At 58.9% G+C, this 11,917-nt stretch carries 10 protein-coding genes; 4 read left to right on the forward strand and 6 right to left on the reverse strand.

Going from position 1 to position 11,917, the window contains the following annotated elements; all coding sequences use genetic code 11:
* Positions 1-20: 20 nt before the first annotated feature.
* From CYR52_RS06775 to CYR52_RS22350, 4 genes are all read right to left on the reverse strand, one after another.
* Positions 21-677 carry a DUF2268 domain-containing putative Zn-dependent protease gene (locus tag CYR52_RS06775; protein ID WP_241522395.1) on the reverse strand — a complete coding sequence of 219 codons (657 nt, stop codon included), beginning with the start codon at positions 675-677 and terminating at the stop codon, positions 21-23.
* 113 nt (positions 678-790) lie between these two features.
* Positions 791-1,045, reverse strand: a complete 255-nt coding sequence (locus tag CYR52_RS22880; RefSeq protein WP_241522396.1) for a hypothetical protein — start codon at positions 1,043-1,045, stop codon at positions 791-793.
* A gap of 20 nt (positions 1,046-1,065) precedes the next feature.
* The gene (locus tag CYR52_RS06780; protein WP_241522397.1) at positions 1,066-2,043 is read right to left on the reverse strand and encodes an MFS transporter; all 978 of its coding nucleotides are present in this window, start codon (positions 2,041-2,043) and stop codon (positions 1,066-1,068) included.
* Positions 2,044-2,101: 58 nt separating this feature from the next.
* A complete protein-coding gene (locus tag CYR52_RS22350) occupies positions 2,102-2,320 on the reverse strand; it encodes a hypothetical protein (protein ID WP_146000853.1) in 219 nt (72 codons plus the stop codon).
* A gap of 158 nt (positions 2,321-2,478) precedes the next feature.
* On the opposite strand from CYR52_RS22350, the gene CYR52_RS06785 reads away from it, so the two are divergent.
* The 3 genes from CYR52_RS06785 (at position 2,479) to CYR52_RS06795 (ending at position 9,395) form a co-directional block, all read left to right on the forward strand.
* Positions 2,479-3,081: a DsrE family protein gene (locus CYR52_RS06785; protein WP_072928188.1), complete on the forward strand. Its 603-nt coding sequence runs from the start codon at positions 2,479-2,481 to the stop codon at positions 3,079-3,081.
* 478 nt (positions 3,082-3,559) lie between these two features.
* The gene (locus tag CYR52_RS06790) at positions 3,560-7,351 is read left to right on the forward strand and encodes an FAD-dependent oxidoreductase (protein WP_072928186.1); all 3,792 of its coding nucleotides are present in this window, start codon (positions 3,560-3,562) and stop codon (positions 7,349-7,351) included.
* A gap of 208 nt (positions 7,352-7,559) precedes the next feature.
* The gene (locus tag CYR52_RS06795) at positions 7,560-9,395 is read left to right on the forward strand and encodes an ABC transporter ATP-binding protein (protein WP_072928185.1); all 1,836 of its coding nucleotides are present in this window, start codon (positions 7,560-7,562) and stop codon (positions 9,393-9,395) included.
* A 67-nt stretch (positions 9,396-9,462) separates the two neighbouring features.
* On the opposite strand, the gene CYR52_RS06800 is transcribed toward CYR52_RS06795, so the two are convergent.
* Positions 9,463-9,852 (reverse strand): tautomerase family protein, encoded by a 390-nt coding sequence (locus CYR52_RS06800; RefSeq protein ID WP_101828247.1) that lies wholly within the window; start codon positions 9,850-9,852, stop codon positions 9,463-9,465.
* Between the two features lie 120 nt (positions 9,853-9,972).
* On the opposite strand from CYR52_RS06800, the gene CYR52_RS06805 reads away from it, so the two are divergent.
* Positions 9,973-10,926, forward strand: coding sequence for a LysR family transcriptional regulator (locus tag CYR52_RS06805; protein WP_101828248.1), 954 nt, complete (start codon positions 9,973-9,975; stop codon positions 10,924-10,926).
* A 262-nt stretch (positions 10,927-11,188) separates the two neighbouring features.
* Here the strand turns inward: CYR52_RS06805 and CYR52_RS06810 are convergent, their stop codons facing one another.
* Entirely contained in the window at positions 11,189-11,917 is a 729-nt protein-coding gene (locus CYR52_RS06810) for an SDR family NAD(P)-dependent oxidoreductase (protein WP_101828249.1), read from the reverse strand.

Raw genomic sequence — 11,917 nt, forward strand, 5'->3', positions numbered from 1 at the left:
GCCTGACCGGTGATGTTCACTTACATAAATGCCCTGAACGCTTCTGCCTCTGCATTGGCAAGCATTGAGGCCCGGAGGTGTGGGGCCGCGGCAAGGTAGCGAGAAACCAGGTGGAACCCTGCGCTATATCCCAGCCACCGGGGTAAAGAGCCGGTTCCGTAAAACCAGGCATTGTGATCGTAATCCGTGCGATGCCAGTATTCACTGAGGTGTGGAATATAGGGTTGGAGTATGTCTGAACTGAGGCGCTCCCAGGGCTCTGGTTCCCCTGCAAAAAGCTCAAGCGCAAAATGCCCGGCAAGCCCTTCAGACACCAGCGCTTCACCGAGCGTCCGGCCATATCCCGGCCCGGCCCACCGCGCAGCATGGTGCAGCTCATGCGCAAACATCCGCTCAAGGGCATCCTCTTCATTGTGAGAAAACGCCGGGTTTTCAGGATCAACCGTGATATACACCACCCCCGGTTCCGGGCAATATCCCATATGCCCTTTTTCCGGGATGACATACGCCCCCGCTTTTACCACAACATCGACAGCAGGCAGCGGCAGCAGTTTGTTTGCGAGGGCGTAGGTATGGGGCAGGCAGCTATGAAGCCATTCACAGTAAGGGGTGAGTTTCCCGTGCGCATTCAAAATATGAAGCGTCATTTGCGGCATAACACTGTTACCCAAAAGCATTAATAGAGCCTTATGTTAACAGACACAGACACAGACACAGGCGCACTAAGCGGCAAGCGGCTCACCGGCCGCAATGCAGGCGCTCAGTGCCCGGACGCCTGCAAACCCGTTGATTATGCATCCTGCAAGCGTGCCAGCATACTTACCCGGCAGGCGTAAATAATCACGCACAACAGCAGGCTGAGTAACGCCGTGCAGATAAATACCCCCGCACCGGTCATCGACAGCATCACACCACCGATTAACGGCCCGGCAGCGATCCCAAGCGAAGACAGCATGGACGCGCCCAGGTAGGCACCACGATGTGCTGCCGGGGCCAACTGATCGAGCAAAATGTTCAGGTTCGGCATCAGAATCGCTTCCCCCATGCTGAACACACCGGTCACCGTCAGCCATAGCCAGATGTCCGTCGTACGGATGGAAAAAAGCACAGCTGCGATAAAGCGAAAATGATGCCGCCCAGAAGAATGCGTTTCGGCAGGGCAATGTGCGCCAGAAACCGCATAATAAACGTTTGAAATACCAACACGGTACAGGCATTCGTGACCAGTATCAGGGTAATCAGCTTAACCGCCGCGTTGCCGTCAAGTAACAGGAGATACTGGGGCAATATGGCTTCGTAATGGATAAAAACAACGCTGCACAAAATGCTGCACAGCAGCGCCGCCATGTAGATTTTATCCCTGGCGATAATACCTATCACCTGGTGCAGCTTAACCGCCGGCCCGCTGCCGGCCTGTTGCTCAGCCAGCAGTTTGCCCGCCGGGATAAACAGCAGCACGTAGACGAAAAAAGGCAGATAAGACAGCCCGGTTATCAGGAATGTCCCCTTCTGAGAGGTCAGGCCAAATGCTATCCCCACCAGCGGGCCACATACCGCCGCAACGTTAATCAGGTAGTAGCGCATTTGCAGGGCAAGTGCACGGCGGCGGCGGTCACCCAGCAAATCACTCATCAGCGCACGCAGGGGCGGATCAACCCACGCAAAGGACACACCAATGATCATCAGGCCGACGATAAACAGCCCTATCCCGGTTGCCTGCGCCAGGGTGATATACCCCACGGCGGAAAACGCACAGCCCAGCAGAAGAATAACGCGCCGGCCCAGCCTGTCCGAAATTTGCCCGCCATACATCCCGAGCACCACCGAAAACAGGGCGCTGCTGGTCATCGCCAGGCCAATAGCAACCGGCGACATATGGTAATTCTGCGTCATGATCACCGCGATAAACGGCCAGGCCATAAAATAGCTGAACCGTATGACGAGCGTAAAAAAGAGCAGCGCATGGACAGTCGCCGGGAAAGATTTCAGCGTCTGGAACAGGCCTGTTGCCGCACTGGCTTCAGCAACCGGTTTACTCGTCATAAGCTATCCTTATCATTATTTTTATTAACAGGCTGGGGTCGCTGTTGGGCATAAGCGACTAAATAGTAATAAGATTATTCTTCTGCGCCCGCAATAAAAATGTTAATGAAGTGTTGAATTCACCAGCTTGTGAGGTAATGGCTCTTTGTGGCAGGGAAATATAAGGGAAAGCGGGAAGCAGAGAATAAAATACGGACGTTACTGCTGGCATCAACGGCAACCCCCTGTGGGAAGCGGGCGTGAACAGGGTTAACCCTGCGCGTTTGTCCCAGCCCACATGGGACTCCTCTTAAAACGCCGTTCCGGCCGGGTTGGCGTTACCCGGTTGCGTAGCGTGCGTGATAAATTACCCCACACATATTCTGATACAGATTATTGCCTGATTCACCGTATTGACTGCAACGGCCGCCTGCCGGCCTGTTCAGGGAGAACGCTATGCGCCATCTGACATCATTAGTGATCGTTGCTTTGCTGGGCGGGGCGGTGGGGGCTGCGGCCACGCAAGCGCCCAGGTTGATCACCCATTTTTCCGGCACACAGACGGCAAAAACCGCCCCGGCCGGGTTCTGGCAGACGCCCACCATCGAGGGTTACGGCAAAATCCACTATCTGCCGGAATCGGCTTACCTGCCGCGTACGGATAAGGTGCATAAAATTGTCTTCCAGATTACCGAACAGGCCGATGCGCCCGACAAAGTGAACAAAGAACTCGATCATCTGGCACGCACGGTAAACCTCTATGTCGCCGCCGGTGTGCCGCTCAGCCAGCTTAAGTTTGTCGGGGCAATTTCGGGCGCCGCCACTGATGCAATTTTAAGCAATGAGCACTACCATGAGGTGTTTGGCATCAAAAACCCCAATGCCGCATTGATTGAGCAACTGACCCGCGCCGGTGTGGATCTGGCGGTATGCAGCCAGGCGGTGGCCGGGCACCACTACCCTTATGATGCGATCGACCCCCACGTCACGCTCGCGCTCTCCAGCCTGACGACCATCACTTCCCTGGAAGAAGACGGCTATGTATTAATGCCGCTATGATCTTCCCCTACCAAACCGGCGTTATTTAGCAGGATAAACAACGCCGGTTTAGTAATTCGTGCTAATAACTTCCCGTAAATTTTGTAAAAAATCGTTTATTTAGTTTATTGCAGCTAAAAGTTTTGTATCGCGTGCATAAACCACTGGATGAACAATACTTCGTCTATCCTGACTCATAAGTGGGATGGACAAACCTGTCCCTGACTTTCTCAAAATAACGATATGTTTTTGCCGAAAGATCCCGTGATTATGCCGTTCTGCTCATCAGTCCGGCATTGGGCTGAGGCCTTTCTCTTTCGCGCGTAGCCGGTCACCGGTACGCCGCACCACACAGTGATACCGTTTTGCAACACGGCCGTTTTCCTGCGGACAGGAGGCGGCTTCCCCAGCGTTTGTGTCGCGATGCCCTGCCTGCCAGAAATGGCCAATGGGCAGGCAAAAGGCAGCGCCGGCTCATTTTATGCAAAAGGAACACGTCATGACCCCATTTTCCAGTTTCTGGCAAGCCGGATATGAAGGTGCGGATCATATCAACCCCCTGGGTGAACCGCTGTCGATGAATGAGGCCACCGGCCATTTCTCGAGAGTGCGGGAGGATTACACCGCGCTGCTGGGTTTTAACATCCGCTGCGTGCGCGAAAGCGTGGGCTGGCGGCTGGTGGAAAAAGACGGGCAGTTTGATTTCAGCTCCCTGGAGGAGCGCGCCCGGATCGCCCAGGAACTGGGCATCCAGATTTGCTGGACGTTCTGCCATTACGGCTACCCCGACGATGTTGAGATGTTCTCCCCGGAATTTATCACCCGCTTTGCCCGCCTGTGCGATGCCCTGACCCGTTACCTCGCCCCTTATACCGACACGCCCATCTACTCCCCAATCAATGAAATCTCCTTTACCAGCTGGGGCATGGAAAACGGCATTTTCCCGGTGCCGGCGGGGGCGGGGGAGAACGTGGCAGACGAGGGCAAACGCCAGTTTGTACGCGCCACCATCGCCGGGTGTGATGCCATCTGGGCGGCAGACCCGCGCGCGCGCATCTTGCAGTGTGACCCGATTATCCACCTGGTGCCGCCGGAAATAGAGGTCGAAGGGTTTGACGGCTCAGTCGAAGGCTGGCGTCAGGCGCAGTACGCCGGGTGGGACATGCTGTGCGGCCGCCTCGCCCCGGAGCTGGGCGGCTCGCCGCGCTACCTCGACCTGATTGGTGCCAATTATTACCACAGCAACCAGTGGGAGGGCGGGACGGAAGCCCGGCTGTGGTGGCATCTGGGTGACCCGCGGCGCAAGCCGCTGCACCTGATGCTGAAAGAACTTTACCAGCGCTACGGCCGCCCGATTTTGCTGGCGGAAACCAGCCACGTCGGCAGCGGCCGCGGTACCTGGGTCAATGACATTACCAACGAAGTGGCGCAGGCGCTGCTGGCGGGGGTAGATGTGCGGGGGGTGTGTCTCTACCCGATTATTGACCGTCCCGACTGGGACAACGTTACCCACTGGCACCGCAGCGGCCTGTGGGATCTGGACTATCTCGGCCCCGATCCCTATGCCCGGGTACTGGTTCCTCACTATGCCGCAGCCCTTCGTCGTGCTCAGGGAATGCTGCATCGGCTCCACTCGAAACTGTGTTTCAACAACAGCCCCATGGGCCAGGAAAGCTCTATGTCGACAATTATTGTGTTTTGCCATTTGCGCTGGGACTTCGTCTATCAACGACCACAACAATTACTTAGCCGGCTGGCTCAGTTTCACAAGATCCTGTTCATCGAAGAACCGGTGTATGACGAAGGTAAACCCTATCTGGAGACCAGTACCCCGGCAGCCAATATCACCGTTTACCGCCCTCATACCCCTGTGCATGCGCCTGGTTTCCATGATGACCAGATCGCCGTGCTGCAACCGCTGCTGGAAAACCTGATCGACGACAGCAGCGACCCGATTGTCTGGTTCTATACGCCGATGGCGCTGCCGTTGCTGGCCCCGCTCCATGCCAGCCTGGTGGTGTACGACTGCATGGATGAATTGGCGGCGTTTAAAAACGCGCCCAAACAGCTGCTGCAACGTGAGTCCGCGTTGCTGGCGCGGGCCGATCTGCTGTTCACCGGCGGCCCAAGCCTCCATGCCGCCAAACAGGGCCGCCACAACAACAGCTACTGCTTCCCAAGCAGTGTGGACGCCGTGCACTTCGAGCAGGCGCGTGACCGCAACAACGGCCACCCGCTGCAACAGGCCCTGCCGCGCCCGCGCCTGGGCTTCTATGGCGTGCTGGACGAGCGGCTGGATCTCGATTTGATCGCCGCCCTGGCGGACAGCCACCCGGAATGGCAGCTGATCATGGTGGGGCCGGTGGTAAAAATCGACCCGGCCACCTTGCCGCAACGCCCGAACATCCACTACTACGGCCAGCAAACCTATCAGTCACTGCCGCATTTCCTGGCAGGCTGGGACGTCTGCCTGCTGCCGTTCGCGCTTAATGAATCCACGCGCTTTATCAGCCCGACCAAAGTGCTGGAATATATGGCCGCAGAACTGCCGATTGTAAGCACCCCGATTAAGGATGTGGTGGAGCCTTACAGTGATGTGGTGGCCATCGGCCACACGGCGGAAGAGTTTATCGCCGCCTGTGAGCGGGCGCTGGCGCAGGATGAGCAACAACTGGCGGAAACCGCCTCGGTGATGCGTACCCGCATCGCCCGTACCTCCTGGGATGCCACCGCAGAACAGATGGCGACGCTGATGGATGAGGCGCTGCTGCACAACCGCCACCCGGTGCTGGAAACGGAAATGCCGACCCGCGCCGAACTCTCCGGCTCCAACGTGGCGGTGCTCAGCACCGGCAATGTCCAGAGCGAGGCGCTGCGTATTCCGTGCCTGATCGCCGGGGCGGGGCCGACCGGCCTGAGCGCGGCTTACCACTACGGGCCGGGCGCACTGCTGCTGGAGCGCCACGACAGCGTCGGCGGCTGGTGCCGTTCCGTGGAAGACAATGGCTTCACCTTCGATTACGCCGGCCACATCATGTTCTCCAATGACCCGTACGTGCTGCAACTCTACGAGATGCTGCTGGGGGATAACATGCACTGGCAGAACCGCGAAGCCTGGGTTTACAGCAACGACGTGTTCACCCGTTACCCGTTCCAGGGGGCGCTGTATGGGCTGCCGCCGGAGGTGATTAAAGAGTGCATCGTCGGGGCCATCGAAGCCCGCTACGGTGACGAGGCCCAAAAAGCCACCGGTAAAGTCGTTAAGCCGCTGGATGACTGCTGTGCAGACGGCAGCGCGCCGGACGAGAACACCCCGGTACGCGAGGGCGGCAACAAAAAGCCGCAAAACTTCGAGCAGTTTATCCATCAGGTGTGGGGCAAAGGGATCGCCAAACACTTCGCCGTGCCGTACAACAAAAAACTCTGGACGGTGCCGCTCTCTGAGATGGAAACCTCCTGGCTGGGCGGGCGTGTGCCGCTGCCGGATCTGGAGCAGATTATCCAGGGCGCGCTGGAGCCGTCACCGCCGCCGATGGGGCCGAACTCCCGTTTCGGTTACCCGCTGAAAGGGGGCTTCCAGGCGCTGATGGAAGGGTTCCTGCCGCATATTGAGGGCCAGCTGGAAACCGGCGCGAAAATCGTCCAGGTGCAGCCGCGTGAACACCTGCTGACACTGGCCGACGGCCGCCGCTACCGCTATGACCACCTGGTCAGCACCCTGCCGCTGCCGGAGCTGATTAAAATGATGGGCGATGCCGCGCCGCCTGCGGTGCAGGAAGCCGCTGCCGGGTTGCAGCATATTTCGGTGAAATGTGTGAACCTCGGCATCGGGCGTGAAAACCTCACCGATAAGCATTGGATCTATTACCCCGGCGAAACCATTTTCCACCGCATCTTTGTGCAGGGTAACGCCAGCCCGCACTGCAATGCGCCGGGTGGGTTCGGTATCACCTGTGAAATCACCTATTCACCGCACAAACCGCTGCCGGTGGATGGGCAGGCGCTTATTGACCGCTGCATCGAGGAGTGCATCCAGGTCGGGATGTTTACCAAAGAGGACAAGGTGCTGGCGGCCAACATCGTCGACATGCCTTACGCTTATGTGATCTACGACCACACCCGCGCCCAGCATGTGTCGACGGTGCGCACCTGGCTGGCCAAGCATGACATTGTGCTGGCGGGTCGCTACAGCGAATGGGAGTACTACAATTCAGATCACGCCTTTGTGGCCGGCAAGAACGCGGCGCAGAAAGTCAAAGCGCTGCAACGCAAAGACGGTACCGGCAGTTAACCTCCGCGCGCCCCGCTTGCCGGGGCGCCGCTTGTTCTGCCTGCGCTTCGGCCGGGCATGCGTCATCTCCCGCCGTCCGGCATGAAATCTCCCATAAATAATAAATATGGCTACACTTTATAGCGGTGACAACGTCACTTTTGAGGCCGCAGGCGGCCTTCAGCACTGCGTAATTGATAAAATCCGCACATGACATGAGAGGCGTAATATGTTGTACCGCAGCTTCGAAAGGATGATTGATATCTTTAAACCGGCCCCGAAGGAGACGCCGCCGAACCGGGTCTGGGCATTTTATTTTTACTATTTGCGTCAGGTCTGGCCCAGTTTCCTTGGCCTGATGTTCGTTGGGCTTATCAGCGCCTTGCTGGAAGTGGTGCTGTTTGACTTCCTCAGCCGCATCATTGACCTCACACGCGACACTACGCCGGAGCGATTCTTCAGCGAGCACAGCGGCGAGCTGATCTGGATGCTGATCGTGGCGCTGATCCTGCGGCCGCTGTTTATCGCCCTGCATGACCTGCTTATCCACCAGAACATCAACCCCGGCATGTCCAGCATGATCCTGTGGCAGAACCATAACCATATCCTGCGGCAGAGCCTGCGCTTCTTCCAGAATGACTTCTCCGGCCGCATCGCCCAGCGCATTACGCAGACCGGCAATGCGTTGCGCGATTCCGCTGTTCAGGCGGTGGATGCGATCTGGCATGTGCTGATTTACGCCATCGGGTCAATGGTGCTGTTCGCCGAGGCGGACTGGCGGCTGATCATTCCGCTGCTGGTGTGGATTGTGGCCTATGCCATCAGCCTCGCGTATTTTGTGCCGCGGATTAAAAACCGTTCGGTTGCCGCCTCCAATGCCAACTCACGCCTGATGGGCTGCATTGTGGACGGCTACACCAACATCCTGACCCTCAAGCTGTTTGCGCATAAAAACCTCGAACAGGATTACGCCCGCACCGCCCTGGAGGAGCAGACCCACAAAGCCCAGCTGACCAGTCGTCTGGTTACCAGTATGGATGTGGTGATCAGCACCCTGAACGGGCTGTTGATTGTCGCCACCACCGCGCTGGCGCTGTGGCTCTGGACGCAGAACATCATCACTGTCGGGGCGATTGCGCTGGCGACCGGTTTGATGCTGCGGCTGGTGAACATGTCCGGTTGGATCATGTGGGTGGTCAACGGCATCTTCAGTAATATCGGGATGGTGCAGGATGGGCTGGAAACCCTGACCCAGCCGGTGAGCGTCACTGACGAGCCGAACGCGCCGGAACTGGTGGTCACGCAGGGTGAAATCCGCTTCGAACATGCGAAATTCAACTACATCCGCGAAGGCACGCCGTTAATCCCGGATTTCAACCTGGTGATCAAACCGGGCGAGAGAATCGGCCTGGTCGGCCCGTCCGGCTCCGGCAAGTCCACCCTGGTTAACCTGTTGTTACGCCTGTATAACCTCGACGGCGGCCGTATCCTGATTGACGGGCAGGACATCTCGCAGGTGAGCCAGCAGAGCCTGCGCGCGCAAATCGGCATGATCACCCAGGATACGGCGCTGTTGCACCGCTCCATCCGCGATAACCTGCTGTACGGCAGGCCCGACGCGACGGAAGAGGAGCTGGAGCACGCCATCAAACGGGCGCACGCGGATCAGTTTATCCCGTTCCTGACTGACGATCAGGGCCGCACCGGGCTGGACGCGCATGTGGGTGAGCGCGGCGTCAAACTCTCCGGCGGCCAGCGCCAGCGTATCGCCATCGCCCGTGTGCTGCTGAAAGATGCGCCGATCCTGATCATGGATGAGGCGACCTCGGCACTCGACTCTGAAGTCGAAGCGGCGATTCAGGAAAACCTGAACACCCTGATGAAAGGCAAAACGGTGATCGCCATCGCCCACCGGCTCTCCACCATCGTCAAAATGGATCAGCTGGTGGTGATGAAAGAGGGGCAGATTGTCGAGCTGGGCAACCACGAGGAGCTGCAAACCGAGCAGGGCCTCTACTCCCGCCTGTGGCGTCACCAGACCGGTGGCTTCGTCGGGGCGCGCTGACTGCAACAGCGTAAAAAAAGGGACGGCATACCGTCCCTTTTTGTTGTCTGTCTGGTCGTCGTGGGCGTCAAAGCTCACCCGTCAGATATTGCGCCACGCCGTTGCCGAAACTCCAGTCGGAACGGTCATTGTTGATAAATGACACCATCACGTCGCTGGGGAGGATGCCGCAGTGCTCGTGCAGTTCACGGCACAGCTCGGTAAGGAACAGCGCTTTCTGTTCCGGGCTGCGCGGGCTGGTAAAGACCCGCAACACCACCACCTTCTCCGTGCGCTCAATCCCTAAGCCGGTGTCCTGAATCACCATCTGGTAAGCTTTGTTTTCGTGAACAATCTGGTAACGGTCGCGCGCCGGCACCTTGAACGCCGTCAATACGGCACGGTGCGCGGCGTCCAGCATAGTTTTGGTTTCAGCTTCACTGCGCCCTTCAAGGACGTCAAACATCAATAACGGCATGGGTCACCTCACAATGTGCATTCAGGTTCAACGGGATAACGGAAGGCCAGCGTAAAGCAAGAATGCGGCGGGAAAAAGCGCTATCCTTGAACTGATTATTCACTCTATTGAACAATGCCGATGAAAGACTTGAAACCCGACGCCCTCTGGACACATCTGCACTGGCTCTCGGTGCTGGCGGAGCAGGGCAGTTTTACCCGCACGGCGGAACGGCTGGACGTCAGCAAAGCCGCGGTCAGCCAGAAAATCAAAGAGCTGGAGCAGCTGGCCGGGGTGCCGCTGGTGCGCCGCACCACCCGTACCATGCAACTGACCGACGCCGGGCAGAAACTGGTGGAGGAGCTGAAAGCGCCGTTCTCGGAGATTATGCGCAGCTTTATCGGCATCCGGGATGCCCAGGGGCCGCTGCGTGGGCGGGTGCGCGTAACGGCCCCGGTGGCCTTCGCCCGCCAGCAACTGGTGCCGCACATCATCGGCTTTATGCGCCGTTATCCGCAGGTGCGGGTGCAGCTTGAAGTCAGCGACCGGCTGGTGTCGCTGGCGGCAGAGGGGTTTGATCTGGCGATCCGCCACAGTGACACCCTGCCGGAGACGCATGTCGCCCAGCGGCTCTGCGCCACGCGCACGCTGGTGGTCGCCGCGCCGGACTACCTCCGCCGCCACGGCACACCGGACACGCCGCAACAGCTCGCCGATCACCAGTGCCTCTACTACCCACGCGGCACCGAGCAGCCGGGCTGGGCCTTTGTTTCAGAAGAAAAAGAGGCGCAGCAAAACATGCTGCACGAAGCATCGCCGGTCACGGTGCCGGTCAGCGGCATGTTCGCCACCAATAACAGTGAGTCGATCCGGGATGCGGCGATCGCCGGGATGGGCATCGCGCTGCTGCCGGACTTCAGCGCCCGGTCGGCGTTAGAGGCGGGAACGCTGGTGCCGTTGCTGGCCGGCTGGCAGCCGGTCGGGGTGTTTGCGCAAAACCTGTATATCGTGCGGCCGTGGAGCGCGCAGGTGCCGCGTGCGGTCACGGAATTTGCTGCTTACCTGCGGGCAGGGTTTACTGACACACAAGGGTGAGCGTGCGGACAAACAGCAGGCGAAAAAAAGCCCTGCATCCTGCTGTTCTCTCTTGCCGGAGTAAAACGTCAGGGGCAGGGCAGAAAAGGGGCAGCCCAGGCTGCGCCAACGAGAAACCGCCAAACATGGCGTTATTATTCAGCCGCATTTTTTATTCTGTGCGGCTTTATGCCCAGAGGTATTTCCCAGAGGTATTTCCCAGAGGTATTAACCGGTACAAAAGGTGCGCCGGTGCCTGTCGGCATCACTGCCGCAAGCCGGATCAGGCGGTCAGGCCGCCATCAATGATCAGCGTCTGGCCGGTGATATAGCGGCCGGCCTCACCGATCAGGAACTCCGCGGCCTGGGCCACATCATCCGGTTGGCCAAACTGCCGCAACGGAATACTTTTGCGCAGGGCTTCCCGCTTATGCGCGGGCATCGCGGCGGTCATGTCCGTCTCAATCAACCCCGGCAACAGGCTGTTAACCCGGATGCCGAAACGCCCCAGCTCATGCGCCAGCGAACGCCCCATGCCGATCATCGCCGCTTTGCTGGCCGCATACGCCGTTTGCCCGGTGTTGCCGTGAATGCCGGTAATGGAAGACATCAACAGCACTGTGCCGTGGCCCTGCGCCATCATGGCCGGCAGCAGCACGCGATGCCAGAACAGCACCGTGTTGAGGTTGGTGTCCAGGGTCAGGTTCCAGCTCTCGGTCGCGTGGTGGATATGCAGCCCGTCCCGGCAGATGCCGGCGTTGTGGATGATCGCCGCCGGTGCGCCGTACTGTGCCAGCAACGCCTGGGCGGTGTCGGTCACCTGCTGCTCATCGCGGCCGTCACACCGGAAGCCCTTCACCCAGCCTGCGCCGCCCGCCTGCTCCAGCGCACGGCTCTCCTGCTCACTCTGCCGCCAGGTAAATGCAACGTTCATGCGGCGTGACAGCCGTGTGACCAGCGCCGCGCCGATGCCCCGGCTGCCGCCGGTGACAAGCACCCAGCTCCCTGTCAT

Source organism: Chimaeribacter arupi (assembly GCF_002858805.1).
Classification (GTDB): Bacteria; Pseudomonadota; Gammaproteobacteria; order Enterobacterales; family Enterobacteriaceae; genus Chimaeribacter; species Chimaeribacter arupi.

Bases quoted from the DNA above. Each gene is read 5' to 3' on its own strand.
- CYR52_RS06805 (WP_101828248.1), top strand. From the start codon at position 9,973: ATGAAAGACTTGAAACCCGACGCCCTCTGGACACATCTGCACTGGCTC.
- CYR52_RS06810 (WP_101828249.1), bottom strand. From the start codon at position 11,917: ATGACAGGGAGCTGGGTGCTTGTCACCGGCGGCAGCCGGGGCATCGGC.
- CYR52_RS06785 (WP_072928188.1), top strand. From the start codon at position 2,479: ATGCGCCATCTGACATCATTAGTGATCGTTGCTTTGCTGGGCGGGGCG.
- CYR52_RS06775 (WP_241522395.1), bottom strand. From the start codon at position 677: ATGCTTTTGGGTAACAGTGTTATGCCGCAAATGACGCTTCATATTTTG.
- CYR52_RS06790 (WP_072928186.1), top strand. From the start codon at position 3,560: ATGACCCCATTTTCCAGTTTCTGGCAAGCCGGATATGAAGGTGCGGAT.
- CYR52_RS22880 (WP_241522396.1), bottom strand. From the start codon at position 1,045: ATGGGGGAAGCGATTCTGATGCCGAACCTGAACATTTTGCTCGATCAG.
- CYR52_RS06800 (WP_101828247.1), bottom strand. From the start codon at position 9,852: ATGCCGTTATTGATGTTTGACGTCCTTGAAGGGCGCAGTGAAGCTGAA.
- CYR52_RS06795 (WP_072928185.1), top strand. From the start codon at position 7,560: ATGTTGTACCGCAGCTTCGAAAGGATGATTGATATCTTTAAACCGGCC.
- CYR52_RS06780 (WP_241522397.1), bottom strand. From the start codon at position 2,043: ATGACGAGTAAACCGGTTGCTGAAGCCAGTGCGGCAACAGGCCTGTTC.